The organism is Shewanella colwelliana (assembly GCF_001735525.1).
GTDB classification, from domain to species: domain Bacteria; phylum Pseudomonadota; class Gammaproteobacteria; order Enterobacterales; family Shewanellaceae; genus Shewanella; species Shewanella colwelliana.
This window is the reverse complement of the sequence record NZ_MCBT01000018.1, coordinates 188,698-209,083: the sequence shown is the minus strand read 5'-3', so window position 1 is coordinate 209,083 and position 20,386 is coordinate 188,698. Positions and strand designations below refer to the sequence as shown.

Below are 20,386 nucleotides of genomic sequence, written 5' to 3'. Positions count from 1 at the left end.
AGACAGTTTTTACTGTAACTTTTAGTTTACGTGGTGTAATTAAATATCGTTATAAATTACACGTCAAGTTATTTGGTCAATTTGTCTGACAACTTTGATATTCCATCCTTGGTTATCAGCTTGGTTTGCATTTAAACAGTTTGAATTCAATTATTTATTATGTGTTTTATATGTTGGTATTACCAATTTCTTCTGTGGTTTTCAGCTGTTTGTTGGCGAGTGTTTAACCAGTTGGATTGTTGCAAATACAATCTTTTGTTAGTAGGTTTTGTTCAAAACGTACATCTGAACGCTTAGCGATATGGCATGCAAGCATCAGCAGTACCGCAGAGACAAACCAACACTCAGTCTTAGTGGTTAATGAGCAACTAAGACGGAATCGATACATTACGTAGGAAAGCCTTGGGGGTTATCAGGATGACTGAACAAGTACTAAATAAGGACCAGACTGATACTGGTATTCGCATAACAGGTGAATATATTGCTGGCCAAGATATTGTGCTGAATGAAGGTGCGCTCAGCTTACTGGATGTCTTATGTCGTGAGTTCGCACATGAAGTCCCAAGTCTACTAGAGGCTCGTAAGGCAAAGCAGGCATTGATTGATGCTGGCGCATTGCCTGACTTTTTACCACAGACCAGAGCAATTAGAGATGGTGATTGGCAAATTCGTGGCATTCCTGAGGATTTAACCGATAGGCGTGTAGAGATAACCGGTCCGGTTGATCGCAAGATGATCATCAATGCACTTAACGCCAATGTAAAAGTGTTTATGGCTGACTTTGAAGATTCTTTAGCGCCAAGCTGGGAAAAAGTGATCGAAGGCCAAAATAACCTACGTGACGCTGTACGTGGCGACATTGAGTTTACGGCACCTGGGACGGGTAAGCACTACGCGCTTAACGAGGACCCAGCGGTGTTGATTGCACGGGTTCGTGGATTGCATCTTATAGAGAAGCACGTTGAGTTTAATGGTGAAACGATACCTGGCGCACTGTTCGATTTTTGTATCTATTTTTACCATAACTATCGCCAGCTGCTTGCCAAAGGCAGTGGACCTTATTTTTATATTCCCAAGTTAGAGAGCCATATTGAAGCGCGCTGGTGGGCAAGGGTGTTTGCTTTTGTGGAAGAGCGTTTTTGTCTAACCCCTGGCACGATTAAATGTACCTGCTTGATTGAGACGTTGCCTGCAGTATTTGAGATGGAGGAGATCCTCTATGAATTACGCTCAAATATCGTCGCGCTTAACTGTGGTCGCTGGGATTATATCTTTAGCTATATCAAAACTTTGAAAAAGCATAACGACAGAATCTTACCTGATAGGCAAGCGGTTACCATGGATAAGCCATTTTTGAGTGCCTATTCACGCTTATTAGTGAAGACCTGTCACAAGCGCGGTGCGTTAGCCATGGGCGGAATGGCGGCCTTTATTCCGGCTAAAGACGCGGCGCAGAACGAAGCGGTATTGACCAAAGTACGCGGTGATAAGGAACTTGAAGCGCGTAATGGACATGATGGTACTTGGGTGGCTCATCCAGGCCTTGCCGACACGGCAATGGGAATTTTTAACGAGTATATCGGTGAGGACCATGTCAATCAGTTGCATATCACTCGTGATGTTGATGCGCCGATACTGGCTCGAGATCTGCTGATGCCTTGTGAAGGTGAGCGCACTGAATCGGGCATGCGACTGAATATCCGTATTGCGCTGCAGTATATCGAGGCATGGATTAACGGCAATGGCTGCGTACCGATTTATGGCTTGATGGAAGATGCCGCGACCGCTGAGATCTCACGAACGTCTATCTGGCAGTGGATACAGCATGAACAGAAGCTTTCAAATGGTAAATTGGTCACTAAAGCCTTGTTTAAAGAGATGTTGGTTGAAGAACTTGCCAACGTGAAGCTTGAGGTAGGTCCAGACAGGTTTACCCATGGAAGTTACACCCGAGCAGCAGTCTTGCTTGAGCAGATCACCACCTCTGATGAGCTGGTTGACTTCCTGACCTTACCTGGGTACGAGATTTTAACTCAGGCAGATTAATCCCAGTATTGAACAACTACACCTATTGATTTTTAAGGGTAAAGGTTTACCCACAGTAAAATTTGGTGTCCTTAATGACGTGCGGTAATTAGGGACGCCGAATCCTAACACACAGATGGAGATGATTATGACTAAGGCAACTACACAAATTTCACGTCAAGAGCAGATTGATGCGATTAAGAAGGATTGGGCTGAGAATCCACGTTGGGCTGGCGTTCGCCGTCCATACTCGGCAGAAGAAGTAGTCGCCTTACGCGGTTCAATTGTGCCTGAGAATACGATTGCCACCAAAGGTGCTGCAAAGTTATGGGAATTAGTGAATGGTGGCGCTAAAAAAGGCTATGTTAACTCCCTAGGCGCGCTAACTGGTGGTCAAGCGGTACAGCAAGCTAAAGCCGGTATCGAAGCTGTGTACCTATCAGGATGGCAGGTGGCAGCAGACGCGAACCTTGCTGGCACCATGTACCCCGATCAGTCGCTTTACCCTGCCAACTCAGTTCCAGCGGTTGTGCAGCGCATTAACAACTCATTCCGTCGTGCAGACCAAATTCAGTGGAGTAATGAAGTCAATCCTGAAGATGAGGGTTACACTGATTATTTCCTGCCAATCGTTGCCGATGCTGAAGCGGGCTTTGGTGGCGTATTGAATGCCTATGAGCTAATGAAAAATATGATTGACGCTGGTGCTGCAGGTGTTCACTTTGAAGACCAGCTTGCGTCGGTTAAGAAGTGTGGCCATATGGGCGGTAAAGTACTTGTACCAACACAAGAAGCGGTTCAGAAGTTGGTCTCGGCGCGTCTTGCGGCAGACGTCAGTGGTGTTGAAACCTTAGTGATTGCACGTACCGATGCGAACGCAGCTGACCTACTGACATCTGATTGTGATCCATATGACCGTGACTTTGTTACCGGAGAGCGCACTTCAGAAGGCTTCTACCGTGTTAACGCTGGTCTAGACCAAGCCATCTCTCGCGGCCTAGCTTACGCGCCATATGCGGATCTTATCTGGTGTGAAACGGCTAAGCCTGACCTAGAAGAAGCGCGTCGCTTTGCTGAAGCTATCCACGCTCAGTACCCAGATCAGTTATTAGCATATAACTGCTCACCTTCATTTAACTGGAAGAAGAACTTGGACGATGCGACGATTGCACGCTTCCAGCAAGCTTTGTCTGACATGGGCTACAAGTACCAGTTCATCACCTTAGCGGGTATTCACAACATGTGGTACAACATGTTCGATTTGGCTTACGACTATGCTCGCGGCGAAGGTATGAAGCATTATGTCGAGAAAGTTCAAGAAGTTGAGTTTGCTGCTGCCAAGAAAGGATATACCTTTGTGGCGCACCAGCAAGAGGTGGGTACAGGTTACTTCGATAAGGTAACTAATGTGATTCAAGGCGGTGAATCATCAGTGACTGCACTGACTGGTTCAACCGAAGAAGAGCAGTTTTAATCCACCGTTTTGTTTGCTACCAATCACATGAGTTAGCTGATGATGTGACTTAGGTGATTGGTAAAACCCTTTCGACTTGCTGCGTGTTGGCAGCGGTTGTTCCTCGCATTGTGTTCCTACGTGCAATGCGAGGTTTTTCTTTCCTTTTAGCGTTATTATCAATTTTGCTTGTCTTAGCGGCCCTCTTGAGCCGCTTTTTTTTGTTTAGTATTTGCTAACGACGCCGATAGCATAGCTATTCCTTGGCGTCAAAAATGCTGCTAATCGCTTTCTCTTTGGTTTTAATTTTGAGCATAGAGCGAACTTTAGATTATGTAGCCGAATTTTCTGCCTATACTACAGCTAAAGTGTGGCGTTATAATCTTGACGTCTAACAACATTTTGTCATTAAGAGTAAAGAATAATTTGAAGGCTGCAAATCAGGCTAAGGGCGCAGATTACTGGACTAAACGGATCAGTGAACAGGAGATGCCCGCATTAAGCTCAACGGTTAAGTCACTGGAAAAGCTGGCTAAGGACGACGTGTCATCCTTAGCCATATTAGGCCGCAGTGTTATGCACGATAATGCGCTCACCTCTCGTATTCTTAAAGTGGCTAACAGTGCCATTTATAACAAAGGCATTTCACAGGTCACTACCGTCAGCCGCGCAGCGGTTGTGTTAGGTTTTGATACCATTCGTAATATCTGTATTACTGCAAAACTGTTAAGTAGCCTACTTGAAAATAAAGGGTTGTCTGAAAGCGTTTATCATCGACTGCTGACGCTTATGGCAAGGGCGTTTCAAGCGGCGATGTTAGCCAAGATGATGCTGAAAGATCATGATGAAGATTTGCAAGAAGAGGTCTTCATCGCGGCTTTACTCTATCACCTAGGAGAAAGTGCTTTTTGGAGTATGGGCGGCGAGGCAACAGAACAACTCGATGCCCGCTTACGGGAAGATAATGGTAAAGATGGCAATAGTGTTATTCGTGAACAGTTAGGGGCTTCTTTTACCCAGTTAACTATGGGTATTGCACGCAGCTGGGGCTTAGGTGATGTACTGGTCAAATCCCTGTCTAACCCGAATGAGCGAACACCAGAGATCCGTTCAATATTTTTGGCCAACAAAATTAGTGAACTGATGGTGCAAGAGCCCTGTGATGTGGTGGAGCTTAATCATCGGATAAAACAAGCCGCAGATATGTTGGGCCTTGAGGTTGATGAATTCAAAGGGCAGATGATCCGCTGTAGTAAGGCAACGAAAGCACTTGCCGACACCTATGGTGCTAAAGTATTGGTGTCATTTCTTCCAAGTACTGAAAAACTGACGCTGGAGGTTGCCCCTGAAGAGGTTGTTGCCATACGTAGCCCTAATGTCACTTTGCAACTTAAAAAACTCAGAGACTTAACGGATTGCGCCATTAAGCGGGCTAATTTCAATGAGGTGATCACCATTACATTAGAGGGGGTGCTTGATGGAATCGGCATGGACCGCTGCGGTGTGATGTTGTTATCACCTAATCGTAAACGCTTGCAGCCTAGGGTTGTGTTAGGCGATAACGGTGAAATAATGAAAAACGAGTTTATTGTCGAGCTACAATCGGCCAAGACTGTATTTTCTGAAGCCATAGAGCTTAGACAGCCACTCTTTATTGAAAAACCAAGTTCTGAAAAGTGGCGTCTATATTTGGATAGCGATATCGTAAAATATACCTCATCAACTGGGTTTATGCTGGCGCCGCTGATTATTGAAAACAAGGTTATCGGCGTACTCTACGCCGATAGACATAGCTCAGAGCGAGTCATTAGTGCAGATGACTTTGAGCGATTCACCCATTTCTCTCAGTTAACGAATGTTTGCCTCTCTGTGAGTCATTGATTGAGATGGGTAGACGCCTGTTATGGTTTGTCTTTTTTTACGGCTTTAATCTGATTAGTGATCTTTTTTGCAATCTTATTGGGGATCGGAAAGCTCAGGTGATATTGAGCTATCTTCCAGCCCTGTTCAGTTAGCAATAATGTGCCCGTCCCCCGACTCACCCCATATGCACGATTGTCTAGCAGTTCGTCGAACACGATGACATTGCCATGCTGGACGATTTTTCGATCTACTAGCTCATATCTCCACCCTTTGGTGGGGCGAGAGTAGGCTTCAAATTGCGTCATATCCCAGTATTCGGTGGCATCGGTACCAATGAAAATGGCATCTTCTGTATAGAGTGCAAAATAGTTATCCCAATCCGCAACAGCAGCGTATTGATGCAGGTTGTCGAGTACTTGAGCCGCGGGTGCTTGCTCGTCTGCATGTACACTAGAGAGACCCAACAGCATGGTTACGACGATGGCAGTGAACCATTTTTTAATTATTAATCCTGACATGAAAACTCCTCATTTTATTGCCAGTTTACTGGATCTAGTTTAAAAAAGTGACTCATCTGCTGGTAGAGCGCTTGGTGGTGCTCATAGAATTGATGTGGTTTTTCAAAAAAAGTTTCGGTGATCACGGCAAAAAATTCGGCTGGGTTGGTGGCGCCATAGTAGTTAAAGATTGATGGCAGTTGCTGCCTGGCGCAGGCTTGAAGTGCGGCAAACTCTTGGTTCATCACGGCTGACCAAGCGGCATAGTCCTTATGATTCTCTAAAATAGGAGCACCATTCGAGTGGCCATCTTCTTGGTCGAGTTGATGGGCAAACTCATGAATGACGACATTGTGACCGTCGTAAGGCTCTGCGGCATCTTCGACGGCGGTGTGCCAAGACAAAACCACTTTACCATATTCCCATGATTCACCGGATAACAGATGCTGGCGTTCCCAAATCACACCATCAGCATTCTGTTGTTGGTTGTTAACAATAAATAGTGATGGATAGACCAAAATCTGTTTGAGCTTGGGGTAATAGTTGGTGTGGCGATTGAGTAGTAGCAAACACGCTTGCGCCGCGATGGTGACCCTGATCTCATCGGTAATCGTTAATCCTTGGCAACCGATAAACTGCTTTTCGGCTAGGAATATCTTTATCTGCTTTTTTAGTTGCAGTTGTAGATCGGTTGGTAGTGCGCGAAAGAAGGGCATGCGCCGCTTTAAGATTTGACGCCACTGGCTTGGAAAGGCTTGCTTGGCAATCTGTCGACGTTTGTATTGCACATAGCGAGGTTTAAAGCCGATATAGGCAATGGCTATAAGGCTTACTAAGGTTACGATGAAAATAGCCAGCATAGGGTGCTCCTCTTTATATTTTATATGAGGGGACGCGAGTTCTTTTTCAACTCAATAGTGTGATTATTATCACAGATGAAAGAGGTTAGGGAGTGATAGAAAAAATCTGGCAGCGAAAAATAAAGGGAAAACGGTCAATCTGCTGCCAGTAAAAGGGTGGGAGAAAGGGTGTTGATAATGTGAACGCGATAGTGGGGATATCACTACCGCGCATATAGGTTTAATCCACTAAAATTGAGCGTTCCTTCTGTGATCGTTCAGCATCAGACAGCGAGTAGTGATGCTCAATTAAAAACCTGATCAATTTTGATTTAGCAATATCGCAACCACTGGCCAACTCAGCTAAATGAGCGATAGCAGACTCACTGAGGGTAAAGGTGGCCTTGCGATAAGGCATATTTCCTTTGGGTACCACTTTTTGTTGCGCCTTAACAGGCGTACTTTCTTTATCGAACAGGCCAGAAAATCCTGTTTCCAGTTCGATAACCTGTGCCATTCTTTGCACCTGCTCAGATTGACCCGCTGCATAGTGGGTAGCATCATCGATAAAGTCTTCGATCAGCGCATCGAGCGACATTTGCAGCGGTCGTTGGCCGCTGCGTTGTGCGCTAGACTGCGTAGAGTTTTTCTTGAGATCGGCCAGTCCCATAATTACCCCTTAGCTGATTCATCTGTTTTTCGGCAAGACGATTACGAATTTCTGTGGCATTTGCAGCTTGGAGCAGTTCACAGGCGATATTACGCATCTCTTCTGCGGCTTTCCCTTTGGGCTGGATTTCAATCACTGATAAACCCGACTCTTCACTGTCATCGTAGATGTTACGGCTATAAGTGATGGCATCGAGTACATTGATATCGTAGGTTCTGCATACCTCTTTTGCTTCAATGATACGGTTGACCTGATTGGGCAAGCTTGGGCATTGAGTAATCACAAAAGATGCGCGCATTTTTGGATTAATCATCATACAGGTTGCAACAATATCATCCATGTGGCTGACCGTTTTTAGGTCGCGACGCTTAGGCCTAAGCGGCATCAATACGTGTGAGGCGACTGACATGGTTGCACGCAGAGCGAGATTATCTTGGCCACCACAATCAACAATCACATAGTCGTAATGCTGTTCTAGACTTAAAAGGTCATTGCGGATTTTTCCGTAAAGCTGCACACAGTTAATACCTGCGAGTGCGCTGTTGTTATTACGAGCTTGAATCCAATCTGACGTGGTACGTTGTGGGTCGCAGTCGACCATGATCACCGATGCTCCAGACTCGATAGTCAAGAATACTGCTATGTTTTGAGCCAGACAGCTTTTACCACTGCCCCCTTTTTCACCGCCAACTAGAATGATCATTGTTATTCCTCTCGACTGTAGTGATTGCCGATGTTATCTATTCGATCTTTTTGGGCAGAAAGTTTTGTGTAATACCGCCGAAACTTTTCACCCGATATAGGTCATAGCTTCAATTTAGGTGTTTATTATATGTCAGTCAACCGTATGAATTTTGACGTTTTTTTGTATTGTGGCACTTGTCATTTTATTGACTTCTTGCCCAGTTTGGCAGATTGTTGACGCTAGAGGCTATCTTGTGAGGCTTAAGTTGTTATTGCCTTGTTAATCATGGGTTTAGGTTTGGTGATTTAGTTTTTTATGATGAGTTAGGTGGATTAGGCTTGTCATCAATTAGGTTTTATCACTATTTATATTTACTTTGGGTATATATTTGTTTTTTTATATTTCAATTACGTATATATATTTATTGTTCATCAGCCACTGACGCTTTGGGAGTGTGAATGACTAGGCTTGATTTTTACTTTATGTTTCAATAGTCGCCTTAAGGTGAGTGCCTAGATTAATTGGATAATGCAATGGATGAAAAACTCTTGGTTGAGGCTATTAATCAAACGATGCCGTTTGGTAAATATGCCGGTCGTAAGCTGTTAGAACTTCCTGAACCCTATTTAGTTTGGTTTCATAGCAAAGGGTTTCCGCAGGGAAAGTTGGGTCAGCAACTTGCATTGATGTACGAGATAAAGCTTAACGGGCTAGAAGGGATGCTAAAACCATTATTAGTTCCCAAGGGTTAGCGGAGAAACTCAGTTATGAGAGCTTGATCTAACTCTGCTTCATTGGTTGCAGATTTACTGATATTCATTGAAGATTTATTGTCGATCACATGGTTTAATGGTCTGGTAATGTTAAATACTTAAGGATTTGCAATGTTAGCTAAACTTGTTCGCTTGGCCGCTGTTGCCACATTAGCGCTAGGTATCTCTAGTGCATGGGCTGCTGGTGTTGTTCATGAGGGTACTGTTGTCGATACGATGAACGGTGGTGGGTACACTTATGTTCAAATCAAAGAGTCAGATAAGACATTTTGGGCTGCTGGCCCACAAGTGGAAGTGAAAAAAGGCGATACGGTTGTTGTTCAAGAGCAGATGTGGATGAACGATTTTACCAGCAAGACACTCGATCGTACTTTCGATGAGCTACTATTTGTTGGTCGTATCGATAAGAAGTAATCGATTTAATAACTGCTACTCTCCTGTTAGTCTTTTTAACGGTAAGAGTAAAGTTAGATGTAGCGTTGATAAGTCATTATCAGCGCTATTTTAGTTTTTGGGCTTGGTAACCACCTAAGGAAAGTGCATCAGCATATTATCAGTCATCCCATATGAGTCAAAGTTTGCAGCGCAGGTAAGCCTGATATTTCATCATGCTATTGAGCATATTCCCGAGACTATGTATCCCATTGAGCAGAAGCAAGCTTGGTCATTTGCACCTCGCTCAGCGTATCATTGGCATAAGCGCATGAGCCGCACTCAAGCTTGGTTAGTCGTTGATGATTCTCTGTCGCTAAATGGCCTTGATAAATGTGTCGGCTTCATTAATCTCGAGACGCATTTCCAACATAGAGGCTATATCGATAGCCTCTATGTATTGCCTGCCTATCAAGGCAAAAGGGTAGCTACATCGCTTTATTTAACGATGGAGGCGTGGGCACAAAAGCAGGGTATATCGCACCTCTATGTTGATGCCTCCAAGCTGTCAAAATCACTTTTTTTAACTCATGGCTTTACCCTCAAGCATAAGAGCTATCAGGAGAAACGAGGCCAAATTCTTCAGAGTTTCTACCTGACTAAAGCGCTTGTCGATTAAGCGATGATACTATCAGCCACTGAAAGCTGATTAATATAAGTGACTGGTATAACTTACTTGTGGCTCAATATCGCCCATCAGTCCCTGCTCTCGCTCCATAAAACGAATAAACGCCTGTGGGAGTGTTAGCGTGGCAATAGCGGTCTGCCAATCGGCTTGCTGTAGCGCTTGATAACCCTCTTTTCCTGATGCTGTATATGCTGAAGATACACCAAAATAGTGCTTTTCTAACTCAACGTGTTGCCAAACTTCTGTACCAGACTGGTGCGATAGGACCTCGAGTTTTATCACTCGCTTGCCGACACTTTGACGGCCATCATAGTAATATTTAAGCCCGTAGGTATAGGGGAAACTGCCTGCACCTGTACCTGTGATACTGTTATTGGTCGCTGAGTTGATGGCTGATTCAATGGCCTGGTATAGGTGTTTACCTTTGATACGATATTTCACCAAAGGCAGATCAAACGGTAGCAGTCGCCCTAATACATCGGCCATCGTCAGTGGTCCTTTGTTTAATGACTGACGCACGCCGCCAGCGTTGTGCAGGGCAAAATCAACCTTATCATGCAAGCGTTTAGTTTCGTGGTAAATGCTTTTACACACCCAAGGGGCTATCTCGCTACCGTGTGGTAGCGCTTTGCTTGGCAAGCGTGTATGTACTAAGTTTTTAGGAATAAAGGCCAAGACTTGATGTTCTAAGGCCTTGATAGCTGGATGATATTTATGTTCGATAACCTGTGCAATTGTTTCATCGTGCTCATCGCCAAGTATGCCTTTATGGGCATGTATCGCTTGGGTTAATGCCTGGTAGGTTGCCGCATCAATTGGCTCATTAGTTTCAATCAGCAGGTGTTGGTCGAGCATAAAGTAGTTGTGACCATCAAGCGAAATAAGCTTGCCATCTGCGGTAAACTCAAGGTTACACAGCCCTATGGTTTCGGCATATTTGCCTGCATGTAAAATCGGTGTCCCATTGACCGCTTCACCATAGGGGAGGGCACTCATGCCTAGGTGATTGAATTCACCTTGCAGTGTGTGTGAATGCCCGCCAACGATGACGCTGATACCAGACACTTGCTGGGCCAGTTGTTTGTCCATCTCCCAACCTAGGTGACTGAGTACCACTATATGTCTAACGCCTTGCTGGTGCAGGGCCTGGATGGTATTGGCAGTCGTGGTCACTGCATTGACAAAATGAGTGTCATCATCAGGGCGTGCAATCTCTTTCATCTGCTCTAAGGTGATACCAATAATCGCTAAGGGTTTATCACCGATAGACTTTATCAATACCTTTGCCGTTTGAGTGTCACTGTTGTAATCGAGAAGATTATGGTGTCCAGCTAGTCTTCCTGGCTTGTTGGCAATCTCTTGACTGAGATCCATATTGCCCGCTAGTAGCGGAAAACCGATATTGTCGAGAAAGTTTTTAACCGGTTCATTGCCTGCATCTATCTCATGATTACCTAATACCATAGCGTCAGGCTTTAAACGGTTAAGGAGGTCTGCATTCGCTGCGCCTTTGAACTCGCTGAAGTAAAGCGTCCCTTGAAAGCTGTCGCCACCATGGAGAAACAGAAATGATTGCCCATTTTGAGCGGCTTCTGCCCGCGCTTGTTCTACCTGGTAACTGATACGCGCATAACCCCCACTGTGACTATTAATGTCATAGGTTTTACCTTGATGCTGGAGCTTAAATTGAACGCGTGTCGGCTCGAAGTGTGAGTGGGTATCGTTAATGTGAGCAAGTTTTAAGGTATATCTGACTGTCATGTAGGCCTCTTTCGTCGACCGAGGAGTATAGCATTGGTAGCCAGAAATGAAAAAGGGAAGCCGACGCTTCCCTTTTAATCGCATTCCATCACCTATTTGATGTGTGACTCACTCGATTGGCTGACACTTCCAGGGATTGGTAAGTCAGTTTCGTCATCACCCGAACCTTCATCAGAAAGACGAATCCCTTTGTGCGTCATGCGTCGCTGCCATAACTTACGGGCCAGCTGCTGCATATCGGTGACAGGGTCGTTACTGTCTACAATTTCGAGTCCAAGTAAGGACTCAATGATATCTTCAAGGGTCACAACGCCTTGATTACTACCGTATTCGTCAACCACCATGGCGATCTTGGTGTTGCGCTTAATCATCAATTGAAACAGGGGTAATATTTTTGCTGTTTCGGGGACGATAACTAAGTTACGTTTAAGCTTGAGGATCGGCTCTAACGGCGTATTACGTTCGGCTAGCAAGATATCATTACGGTTGATGTAACCGATTATGTTATCGCGATCTTGCTCGAAAATCGGAATTCGGGTGAAGGGAGTGCCCTTATGTTTATTAGCAAACTCTTCTTGAGTTAATTCACAAGGCAAGCTAAACATGACCGTTCTCGGTGTCATGATGGCCGTTACGGGCATCTCTTTTACCGATAACATCTGCGTTAGAATCTTAGATTCTTGCTCATCAAGTTCGCCAGATTCATGACCTATTTTTGCCATAGCACTCAGCTCTTGGCGAATATATTGGCCTTCATCCCCTTTGCCTAACTTTTTGGTTACCTGTTGTGACATCCAGATTAATGGCTTAGTAAGACGCTCCATCCACATTAGTGCAACCGATACGGTTGGGGCGAGGCTACGCCAGTAATTTGCACCGAGTGTTTTCGGAATAATTTCCGAGAAGAATAGGATTAAGAAAGTTAAAACACCGGAGAATAGTCCCAACATATCATCACCAAACACTTTGGCGGCTTGCGCACCAGCAACGGCGGCACCGACAGTATGAGCGATGGTATTAAGGGTAAGAATTGACACCAAAGGTGATTCAACATTCTCTTTTTGTCGACTCAGGCGATCTGCTGCAGCTGGATTAGTTTCTTGTAAATTAGCGATATAGCTTGGAGTGACCGATAGAAGTACGGCTTCAAACACACTACACAGGAACGAGACACCAATAGAGACTAGGATAATAACAATAAGGGTTATCATGGGGGAGGTAAAATAACTCCGAGTAACGAGCCAACATTAGCTCGGGAGGAATTCTACCATAGTCTATTTCGTTGCTGGCTAAAATTTATTGATATCTGTATAATTCGCCGCCCTGTAGCAGGATTTGGTGTTGAGGTTAGTCAAAATGAGTGAGAAAAAGATCAATTTATTGGATCTAGACCGTAAAGGGTTAAGAGCGCTATTTTCCGAAATGGGTGAAAAGCCATTTCGTGCCGATCAATTGATGAAGTGGCTTTACCATTTTGGCGTAAGTGACTTTGAACAGATGACAAATATAAACAAAGCATTGCGAGCTAAACTTGCGGCGCGTTGTGAAATTGTCGCGCCAGAGATTTCCAGCTATCAAAAGTCTACCGACGGCACCATTAAGTTCGCGATTAATGTCGGCCAAGGGCAAGAAGTTGAAACGGTTTATATTCCTGAAGAAGATAGAGCCACTTTGTGTGTCTCATCGCAAGTGGGTTGTGCGCTGGAATGTACCTTCTGCTCTACGGCGCAGCAAGGCTTTAACCGCAACCTAACGGTATCTGAGATTGTCGGCCAAATATGGCGCGTCTCTCATTTTCTTGGATTTCAAAAAGAGACTGGCGATCGTCCAATCACCAATGTGGTGATGATGGGGATGGGTGAGCCTCTGCTGAATCTAAAGAATGTGATTCCCGCTATCGATATCATGTTGGATGATTTTGGTTTTAGTCTATCGAAACGCCGCGTAACTGTGTCTACCTCTGGGGTTGTGCCAGCACTAGATATTTTAGGTGACAGTTTAGATGTGGCCTTAGCGGTCAGTATCCATGCGCCAAATGATGAACTGCGTGATGTCTTGGTTCCAGTAAACAAGAAATACCCGCTTGAAGATTTCTTGGCTGGCATACGTCGTTATATTGCGAAGTCTAACGCTAACCGTGGCCGGGTAACGGTTGAGTACGTGATGCTTGACCACATCAACGACAGTACTGATCAGGCGCATGAGTTGGCTAAGCTGATGAAAGACACACCCTGCAAGGTTAATCTTATCCCGTTTAATCCATACCCAGGTTCACCATACGGGCGTTCATCTAATTCGCGTATCGACAGATTCTCTAAAGTGTTGATGGAATATGGCCTTACAGTGATAGTGCGTAAGACTCGTGGTGATGATATCGATGCCGCCTGTGGCCAGTTAGCAGGGGATATCCGTGACAGAACAAAACGTTTAGCGAAAAAACGCATGCAAGATAGCCAGATTTCAGTCACAATAAAGTAACTTATTGTATCTGCTACGAGATAGGCTTGCCATGATGCACCAAAAGCCAAAATTTTCGATTCTTTTAATCCTGACATCAATCATGGTGTCGGGGTGTGTTACCGAGCGAACATACAGTGGCACCGATGTGCCTGTGACCGAGCGTGCCTTCGATAATGTTACCGCTGCCCGTCAGCGAGTACAGCTTGGTTTGACCTATTTGAAAAAAGGTAACAGTGAGCAGGCAAAGTACAACCTTGATAAGGCATTGGAATTTGCGCCAAATCTTGAAGATGTACATGTCGCATTAGCTTATTATTATCAATCTGTTGGCGAAATAGAGCTAACAGAGAAATCCTACCGTGATGCGATTAATGCCAGTGATGCCACTGGCGATTCCATGAATAATTTTGGTGTGTTTTTGTGTCAACAAGAAAAGTATGACCAAGCCGAAGAGATGTTTCTTAAAGCGGTTAAGATGCCTAAATACACCCGCTCAGCATCGAGCTATGAAAACCTAGGTATTTGTAGCCGTAAATCGGGCGACTTACAAAAAGCACAACGCTATTTTGGTATGGCCCTCAATTATGACCCTCGACGGGCGACTTCATTAATTGAGATCTCTGAGATTGAACTTGAACTGGGTAACTATTCGGCAGCCAAAGCTGGCCTGGCACGTTATCACAGAGTGGTGCCTGAATCAGCCCAAAGTTTAGCGTTGGGAATTAAAATTGAGCAAGGTCTTAATGATAGTGATGCAGTAAGAAAGTTTGGCATATTGTTACTCGCCAAGTTTCCTGCTTCATACGAGGCTAAGCAATATCGAGCAAGTATGCACTAATGACTGAAAATCAAACCGATATGCTCAAGGATGAAGCATCAAGTAACAAGGATGAGGCACCTACACCTAAATTAGGTCAGTTACTCAAAGACGCTCGCGAGCAGCGGGGAAGTAGTATTGCGCAGATCGCTGAGCAACTGCACCTGCGTCCATCCATTATTGAAGATATTGAAGCCGACAACTTTGAAAATATTGCCTCAGCCACCTACGTCAAAGGTTATATCAAAAATTATGCCCGTGTTGTGGAGCTAGATAAGGCGATTGTAGAGCGGTGTTTGACCGAGTATTTTCCGGTGGCAAGTTCACCCACCATGCAGAGTTTTTCGCGTAAAACGACGCGTCAGGCGCGTGATGGTCGATTAATGATGGTGACTTATTTCATCGTCTTCACTTTGCTTGCTTTACTGGTGTTGTGGTGGGTTCAGAAGTCTGAGTTGATGTCGGGGATTGACTTGTCGACATTGACAGTGGAAGAGGTGGCTGACATTTCTTCGGATGTGGACGTCAATGCCGGCGACCCTAATGCTGCAATCCATAGCGCAGATGCGCAGGCTGCGACGGGTATTGAACCTGTGTCACGTGCCAATGTAAACCCTTCAGTATTATCATTAATTGATACCGACAGTGCGCCGCAGGATAGTACTACAACAGAACTTCCCGAGGCAAGATTAGCGCAAGTCTCCGCTACTGATACCGAGGTTACAACTGAGGATACTGCCGCGGCGCAAACAGCCATTGCTATCCGGTTAAGCAGCGACTGCTGGATAAAGGTCACAGATGCGGACGGCAAGACCTTAGTGAATGGGTTAAAGGTGGCTGGTAAAGAGCTCAATGTCTTTGGTCAGGAGCCATTTAAGGTTATATTGGGAGCACCTCAATCCGTCGCGTTGTCTATCAATGGCCAAGATGTCGATTTAGGTAAGTATCCCAGCGGCAAAGTCGCCAGACTGACACTATCAAGTCCAGTCAATCTTTGAAGTAGAAGAGTGAATTAAGATGTACAACGAGTCCCCCATTATTAGACGTCCATCGACCCGTATTTATGTAGGTGATGTGCCCATTGGCGATGGCGCACCGATTGCGGTGCAATCGATGACGAATACTCGCACTACTGATGTTGAAGCGACCGTTGCGCAGATCCGCGCTTTAGAAAAGGTCGGTGCCGATCTTGTGCGTGTATCGGTACCAACGATGGATGCAGCAGAAGCGTTTAAACTGATTAAACAGCAAACCAATATTCCCCTGATTGCCGATATCCATTTTGACTACCGTATTGCCCTTAAAGTGGCTGAATATGGGGTGGATTGTTTACGGATTAACCCAGGTAATATTGGTAATGAAGAGCGTATCCGTAGTGTGGTCGAGTGTGCTCGTGATAACAATATCCCGATCCGTATTGGGGTTAACGGTGGTTCATTAGAGAAAGAACTAATGGACAAATATAAGGAACCTACGCCAGAGGCTTTGTTAGAGTCTGCAATGCGTCATGTGGATATTCTTGACCGTTTGAACTTCGATCAATTCAAAGTGAGCGTTAAGGCATCGGATGTCTTTTTAGCGGTCGAATCCTATCGTTTGCTAGCGAAACAGATTAAGCAACCGCTGCACTTGGGGATCACTGAAGCTGGTGGCGCGCGTGCGGGCTCGGTTAAGTCAGCTGTAGGATTGGGCATGTTATTGGCTGAAGGGATTGGTGACACACTGCGCATCTCGCTAGCCGCCGATCCTGTCGAAGAGATTAAAGTGGGTTTTGATATCTTAAAGTCGCTACGTATTCGTTCTCGTGGGATTAACTTTATCGCTTGCCCATCATGCTCGCGCCAAGAGTTCGATGTGATCTCAACGGTAAATGAACTTGAGCAACGATTAGAAGATGTTGTGACCCCGATGGATGTATCGATTATTGGTTGTGTCGTCAATGGTCCCGGTGAAGCCTTAGTGTCAGATATCGGCCTTACAGGCGGCAACCGTAAGAGTGGTTACTATGATGATGGCGTGCGCCAAAAAGCACGCTTCGATAATGAACATATTGTTGAACAGCTCGAAGCCAGAATCCGCGCAAAGGTGGCGGTGATGGAAGCGAGAATCCCAAGCAAAGATATTACAAAGTAAAAGGGTGAACCACTGCGCCATTTCAACTGGTTAATAAGCCAAGTTGTGGTGCAGTTCACTGGCGCTAATCGTCAGTTTTGCGTTTATTCTTGTTGCGCCTATAATGCGAGGCGCTTTTTTTATTTTTATACCTAATTCGAATGAGTTGACACAGTGGCAAAACAGATCCAAGCAATACGCGGAATGAACGACATTCTGCCAACCCAAAGCCCTTTATGGCAAAAATTAGAAGCAGTCCTACGTGATACCGTTGCCGCTTATGGATACAGCGAAATTCGCACGCCGATTGTTGAAAGCACGGATCTATTTAAACGCTCTATTGGTGAAGTCACCGATATCGTTGAAAAAGAGATGTACACTTTTGCCGATCGCAATGGTGACTTGTTGACGCTGCGCCCAGAGGGCACTGCATCAACGGTACGTGCTGGTAACGAACATGGTTTGCTCTATAACCAGGAGCAGCGTTTGTGGTACATGGGACCTATGTTTCGCCATGAACGTCCACAAAAAGGCCGCTACCGTCAATTCCACCAGTTTGGTGTTGAGGTTTACGGTATCGGCAGCGCCGATGTCGATGCTGAAGTGCTAATGATGTCAGCACGTTTGTGGCAAAAGCTTGGGATCACTGAGCATGTCAAACTTGAGCTAAACACCTTAGGTGACCCTGCTGAACGTGCAAATTACCGTGATGCCCTTATTGCGTTTTTAGAGCAGTTTAAAGAGCAGCTTGATGAAGATTCTCAGCGCCGCATGTACACTAACCCGCTGCGTGTATTAGACACCAAAAACCCAGACGTACAGGCATTGTTAGCTGACGCGCCAGAGTTAATGGATTACTTAGGTGATGAGAGTAAGGCGCATTTTTCACATTTATGTGAACTACTTGACGCTGTGGGTATCCAATACACGGTTAACCCTCGCTTAGTGCGTGGTTTAGATTATTATAACCGTACCGTTTTCGAGTGGGTGACAGACAGTCTCGGTGCACAAGGCACGGTATTGGCCGGTGGTCGTTATGATGGCCTTGTGGGTCAGCTTGGCGGTAAAGATACGCCTGCTGTTGGTTTTGCCATGGGGCTTGAGCGTATCGTATTAATGCTAGAAACCTTAGCGTTAACCGAAGATGTTGCCGGCGCTGTAGACATCTATGTCACAGCTATGGGAGACTCTTGTCGCGTTGAAGCGATTAAGATTGCTCAAACTTTACGTGACGTGCCAGGACTTAAGGTCATGAGTCACTGCGGTGGCGGTAACTTTAAAAAGCAGATGAAGCGTGCCGATAAGAGCGGAGCAAAACTTGCTATCGTTATTGGCGAAAATGAACTGGCTAATAACCAAGTTGCTTTAAAGTATCTGCGTGAAGATAAAGAACAAGAATTGGTTGCACGTGATTCATTAGCAACTTACATTGCGGAACTGATTTAAAGAGGAAGAATTACAGTGGAAATTTATAGCACAGAAGAACAACAAGTTGATGCTATCAAACAGTTTTGGAAAGACTATGGCAGCTCTATCGTTATTGGTGCCGTCGTCGGCTTAGGTGGTTTATATAGCTGGAACTACTATTCAGATTATAAAGTCGCGCAATCGGAAGCGGCCTCTGAAAGTTTTCAAGCCATGAGCAATTCAGTTAAATCTGATACCAGCATGTTAGCGGCAGCTGAGAGTTTTGCTAAAGATCATGGCAGCCAGCAAGGTTATCAAGCACTGCTTGAACTTATCGTGGCTAAAGCGGCTGTTGAAAGCGGTGATCTCGCTAAAGCAGAGCAAGCGTTGACCAGCGTTATTGCTGCCAAAGCCGATGAAGGATTAGTTGCGGTAGCCACATTGCGTCTAGCTCGTGTTCAAGCTGAGCAAGGGCAATTTGCCACAGCAATAGCGACATTAGATCAAATCACTGTGCCAGCATTTAATGTGCAACGTGATGAACTAAAAGGTGACTTCTTAGTGCGCCAAGGCGAGGCTGATAAGGCCAAGAGTGCCTACCAATCAGCCATTGAAAATGGTGGCGCTACGGCTAGCCCAGCACTTCAAATGAAGCTTGATAATTTGAATAAGGCATAAGGATGCTGCCCATGAAGTCTTGGTGCAAAACGTTACTCGCATGTGGATTGAGCATTGGTTTGCTGTCGGCGTGTTCTTCTAGTGATGTAGAGGAAGAACCGATTAGTCCGTTGCCGCAAATTGAGGCAAGTGTCTTTCCACAAGTAAGCTGGAGTGCCAATGTCGGTAGCGGAGTGGGTGATTATTACTCAGGTCTGCGTCCTACTGTGCGCTACGGTAAGCTTTATGTTGTCGATCGTTATGGCGAGATCATCGCGTTTGACGAAGAAACCGGCAAAGAAGTTTGGAAAAAAGACATCAGTGGCGAGTTTAAACAGAGTTTACTGTCTAAAAACAAAGGTGCCCGTTTAGCTGCTGGTGTGACAGCGGCGCGTAACATGGTCTTTGTTGGTGGCGAAAGTGGCTTGTTTGGCGCGTTAGATGCTGAAACTGGCGAAGCCAAGTGGCATGTTGTAGCGGGAGGCGAGTTGTTATCTTCGCCTACTGTGGGTGAAGATGTGGTGGTGGTCAATACCAGTGCCGGTAACTTAGAAGCCTACAGTGTGGAAGACGGCGAGAAGCTATGGACTTATGAGAGTAAGCTACCGACGCTAACACTGCGAGGTACAGGCTCTGCCGTATATGAAGCTGGTGGCTTCTTCGTGGGTACTGCTGACGGTAAAGTGGCTGTTGTGATTAAGAGCAATGGTCAAGCTGCCTGGGAGCAAGCGATTTACACTCCAACCGGTGGCAATGAGTTTACGCGTATGGCCGACGTCGATATGCAACCGTTGATCATTGGTGAAAACCTTTATGCGGTGAGTTACAACGGTAACTTAGTGTCGATGGAACTGCGCAGCGGCCGTGTCGTTTGGACCCGTAAATACTCTAGCTTTAATGAGTTAGCGTCATCAGGGTTAAACCTGTTCTTAGTCGATGACCACAGCCGAATCTACTCAGTAGATCGCCGCAGTGGTTTAGAGTCTTGGAGCAATGGTGACCTGACCAATCGTAACCTTACTTCACCCGCGGTATATAAAGATTATATTGTTGTCGGTGACTTTGAAGGTTATCTGCACTTTATTAATCGTGCAGATGGTAAGATAGCTGGGCGTGTTCAAGTGGATAGTTCAGGATTATTTAGCCAGCCGCTAGTAATAGATGATAAAATCTATGTACAGACGCGTGGTGGCAAGGTCGCTAGAATAACGCTTCCATAAGGCGCACTAAATAGTTTATAGAGCCCCTGGACGTTAGTGCTGGGGGCTTTTTATTTTAGATTTTCAGAAAGATTTGTAGATTAGAGG

Annotated in this window: 19 protein-coding genes; 13 read left to right on the top strand and 6 right to left on the bottom strand. The window is 45.3% G+C overall.

Going from position 1 to position 20,386, the window contains the following annotated elements; translation table 11 throughout:
• Nucleotides 1–417 precede the first annotated feature (417 nt).
• The 3 genes from aceB to BEL05_RS07645 all read left to right on the top strand — a co-directional run bounded on the left by aceB (nucleotide 418) and on the right by BEL05_RS07645 (nucleotide 5,359).
• Nucleotides 418–2,046 (top strand): malate synthase A, encoded by a 1,629-nt coding sequence (gene aceB / locus BEL05_RS07655; protein WP_069670805.1) that lies wholly within the window; start codon nucleotides 418–420, stop codon nucleotides 2,044–2,046.
• A 127-nt stretch (nucleotides 2,047–2,173) separates the two neighbouring features.
• Nucleotides 2,174–3,499 carry an isocitrate lyase gene (aceA, locus tag BEL05_RS07650; RefSeq protein ID WP_028765266.1) on the top strand — a complete coding sequence of 442 codons (1,326 nt, stop codon included), beginning with the start codon at nucleotides 2,174–2,176 and terminating at the stop codon, nucleotides 3,497–3,499.
• Between the two features lie 405 nt (nucleotides 3,500–3,904).
• Nucleotides 3,905–5,359 (top strand): HDOD domain-containing protein, encoded by a 1,455-nt coding sequence (locus BEL05_RS07645; RefSeq protein ID WP_069670804.1) that lies wholly within the window; start codon nucleotides 3,905–3,907, stop codon nucleotides 5,357–5,359.
• A 20-nt stretch (nucleotides 5,360–5,379) separates the two neighbouring features.
• Here BEL05_RS07645 and BEL05_RS07640 read toward each other — a convergent pair whose 3' ends face one another.
• The 4 genes from BEL05_RS07640 to BEL05_RS07625 form a co-directional block, all read right to left on the bottom strand.
• On the bottom strand, nucleotides 5,380–5,859 hold the full coding sequence (locus BEL05_RS07640) for a nuclear transport factor 2 family protein (protein ID WP_069670803.1): 480 nt from the start codon (nucleotides 5,857–5,859) through the stop codon (nucleotides 5,380–5,382).
• A gap of 14 nt (nucleotides 5,860–5,873) precedes the next feature.
• Complete coding sequence (locus tag BEL05_RS07635) at nucleotides 5,874–6,698, bottom strand: M90 family metallopeptidase (protein WP_069670802.1); 825 nt, start codon at nucleotides 6,696–6,698, stop codon at nucleotides 5,874–5,876.
• Nucleotides 6,699–6,918: 220 nt separating this feature from the next.
• Nucleotides 6,919–7,347, bottom strand: a complete 429-nt coding sequence (locus tag BEL05_RS07630; RefSeq protein ID WP_069670801.1) for a CopG family transcriptional regulator — start codon at nucleotides 7,345–7,347, stop codon at nucleotides 6,919–6,921.
• Nucleotides 7,307–8,050, bottom strand: coding sequence for an AAA family ATPase (locus tag BEL05_RS07625; RefSeq protein ID WP_069670800.1), 744 nt, complete (start codon nucleotides 8,048–8,050; stop codon nucleotides 7,307–7,309). The genes BEL05_RS07630 and BEL05_RS07625 overlap by 41 nt, the downstream gene beginning before the upstream one ends.
• Before the next feature lie 515 nt (nucleotides 8,051–8,565).
• Between BEL05_RS07625 and BEL05_RS07620 the strand changes: the two genes are divergently transcribed.
• The 3 genes from BEL05_RS07620 to BEL05_RS07610 all read left to right on the top strand — a co-directional run bounded on the left by BEL05_RS07620 (nucleotide 8,566) and on the right by BEL05_RS07610 (nucleotide 9,856).
• Entirely contained in the window at nucleotides 8,566–8,784 is a 219-nt protein-coding gene (locus tag BEL05_RS07620; RefSeq protein ID WP_028765260.1) for a DUF3820 family protein, read from the top strand.
• Nucleotides 8,785–8,916: 132 nt separating this feature from the next.
• A complete protein-coding gene (locus BEL05_RS07615) occupies nucleotides 8,917–9,219 on the top strand; it encodes a hypothetical protein (RefSeq protein WP_028765259.1) in 303 nt (100 codons plus the stop codon).
• Nucleotides 9,220–9,439: 220 nt separating this feature from the next.
• Nucleotides 9,440–9,856, top strand: coding sequence for a GNAT family N-acetyltransferase (locus BEL05_RS07610; protein WP_342671957.1), 417 nt, complete (start codon nucleotides 9,440–9,442; stop codon nucleotides 9,854–9,856).
• 30 nt (nucleotides 9,857–9,886) lie between these two features.
• Here BEL05_RS07610 and BEL05_RS07605 read toward each other — a convergent pair whose 3' ends face one another.
• Together BEL05_RS07605 and BEL05_RS07600 are read right to left on the bottom strand one after the other, a co-directional pair.
• On the bottom strand, nucleotides 9,887–11,626 hold the full coding sequence (locus tag BEL05_RS07605; protein WP_069670798.1) for a bifunctional metallophosphatase/5'-nucleotidase: 1,740 nt from the start codon (nucleotides 11,624–11,626) through the stop codon (nucleotides 9,887–9,889).
• 92 nt (nucleotides 11,627–11,718) lie between these two features.
• Nucleotides 11,719–12,837 (bottom strand): CNNM domain-containing protein, encoded by a 1,119-nt coding sequence (locus tag BEL05_RS07600; RefSeq protein WP_069670797.1) that lies wholly within the window; start codon nucleotides 12,835–12,837, stop codon nucleotides 11,719–11,721.
• 145 nt (nucleotides 12,838–12,982) lie between these two features.
• Between BEL05_RS07600 and rlmN the strand changes: the two genes are divergently transcribed.
• The 7 genes from rlmN to bamB all read left to right on the top strand — a co-directional run bounded on the left by rlmN (nucleotide 12,983) and on the right by bamB (nucleotide 20,299).
• Complete coding sequence (rlmN, locus tag BEL05_RS07595) at nucleotides 12,983–14,104, top strand: dual-specificity RNA methyltransferase RlmN (RefSeq protein WP_069670796.1); 1,122 nt, start codon at nucleotides 12,983–12,985, stop codon at nucleotides 14,102–14,104.
• Nucleotides 14,105–14,135: 31 nt separating this feature from the next.
• Nucleotides 14,136–14,924, top strand: coding sequence for a type IV pilus biogenesis/stability protein PilW (gene pilW, locus BEL05_RS07590; protein WP_028765255.1), 789 nt, complete (start codon nucleotides 14,136–14,138; stop codon nucleotides 14,922–14,924).
• Nucleotides 14,924–15,901: a RodZ domain-containing protein gene (locus BEL05_RS07585; protein ID WP_069670795.1), complete on the top strand. Its 978-nt coding sequence runs from the start codon at nucleotides 14,924–14,926 to the stop codon at nucleotides 15,899–15,901. The genes pilW and BEL05_RS07585 overlap by 1 nt, the downstream gene beginning before the upstream one ends.
• Nucleotides 15,902–15,920: 19 nt before the next feature.
• Nucleotides 15,921–17,036, top strand: a complete 1,116-nt coding sequence (ispG, locus tag BEL05_RS07580) for a flavodoxin-dependent (E)-4-hydroxy-3-methylbut-2-enyl-diphosphate synthase (RefSeq protein WP_028765253.1) — start codon at nucleotides 15,921–15,923, stop codon at nucleotides 17,034–17,036.
• A gap of 153 nt (nucleotides 17,037–17,189) precedes the next feature.
• The gene (gene hisS, locus BEL05_RS07575; RefSeq protein ID WP_028765252.1) at nucleotides 17,190–18,461 is read left to right on the top strand and encodes a histidine--tRNA ligase; all 1,272 of its coding nucleotides are present in this window, start codon (nucleotides 17,190–17,192) and stop codon (nucleotides 18,459–18,461) included.
• A gap of 15 nt (nucleotides 18,462–18,476) precedes the next feature.
• A complete protein-coding gene (locus BEL05_RS07570) occupies nucleotides 18,477–19,100 on the top strand; it encodes a tetratricopeptide repeat protein (RefSeq protein ID WP_028765251.1) in 624 nt (207 codons plus the stop codon).
• Nucleotides 19,101–19,111: 11 nt separating this feature from the next.
• Nucleotides 19,112–20,299: an outer membrane protein assembly factor BamB gene (gene bamB / locus BEL05_RS07565; RefSeq protein WP_028765250.1), complete on the top strand. Its 1,188-nt coding sequence runs from the start codon at nucleotides 19,112–19,114 to the stop codon at nucleotides 20,297–20,299.
• Nucleotides 20,300–20,386 lie beyond the last annotated feature (87 nt).

Coding starts and splice junctions, on each gene's coding strand:
- aceB (WP_069670805.1), top strand. CDS start 418: ATGACTGAACAAGTACTAAATAAGGACCAGACTGATACTGGTATTCGC.
- aceA (WP_028765266.1), top strand. CDS start 2,174: ATGACTAAGGCAACTACACAAATTTCACGTCAAGAGCAGATTGATGCG.
- BEL05_RS07640 (WP_069670803.1), bottom strand. CDS start 5,859: ATGTCAGGATTAATAATTAAAAAATGGTTCACTGCCATCGTCGTAACC.
- BEL05_RS07635 (WP_069670802.1), bottom strand. CDS start 6,698: ATGCTGGCTATTTTCATCGTAACCTTAGTAAGCCTTATAGCCATTGCC.
- BEL05_RS07630 (WP_069670801.1), bottom strand. CDS start 7,347: ATGGGACTGGCCGATCTCAAGAAAAACTCTACGCAGTCTAGCGCACAA.
- BEL05_RS07625 (WP_069670800.1), bottom strand. CDS start 8,050: ATGATCATTCTAGTTGGCGGTGAAAAAGGGGGCAGTGGTAAAAGCTGT.
- BEL05_RS07620 (WP_028765260.1), top strand. CDS start 8,566: ATGGATGAAAAACTCTTGGTTGAGGCTATTAATCAAACGATGCCGTTT.
- BEL05_RS07615 (WP_028765259.1), top strand. CDS start 8,917: ATGTTAGCTAAACTTGTTCGCTTGGCCGCTGTTGCCACATTAGCGCTA.
- BEL05_RS07610 (WP_342671957.1), top strand. CDS start 9,440: ATGTATCCCATTGAGCAGAAGCAAGCTTGGTCATTTGCACCTCGCTCA.
- BEL05_RS07605 (WP_069670798.1), bottom strand. CDS start 11,626: ATGACAGTCAGATATACCTTAAAACTTGCTCACATTAACGATACCCAC.
- BEL05_RS07600 (WP_069670797.1), bottom strand. CDS start 12,837: ATGATAACCCTTATTGTTATTATCCTAGTCTCTATTGGTGTCTCGTTC.
- rlmN (WP_069670796.1), top strand. CDS start 12,983: ATGAGTGAGAAAAAGATCAATTTATTGGATCTAGACCGTAAAGGGTTA.
- pilW (WP_028765255.1), top strand. CDS start 14,136: ATGATGCACCAAAAGCCAAAATTTTCGATTCTTTTAATCCTGACATCA.
- BEL05_RS07585 (WP_069670795.1), top strand. CDS start 14,924: ATGACTGAAAATCAAACCGATATGCTCAAGGATGAAGCATCAAGTAAC.
- ispG (WP_028765253.1), top strand. CDS start 15,921: ATGTACAACGAGTCCCCCATTATTAGACGTCCATCGACCCGTATTTAT.
- bamB (WP_028765250.1), top strand. CDS start 19,112: ATGAAGTCTTGGTGCAAAACGTTACTCGCATGTGGATTGAGCATTGGT.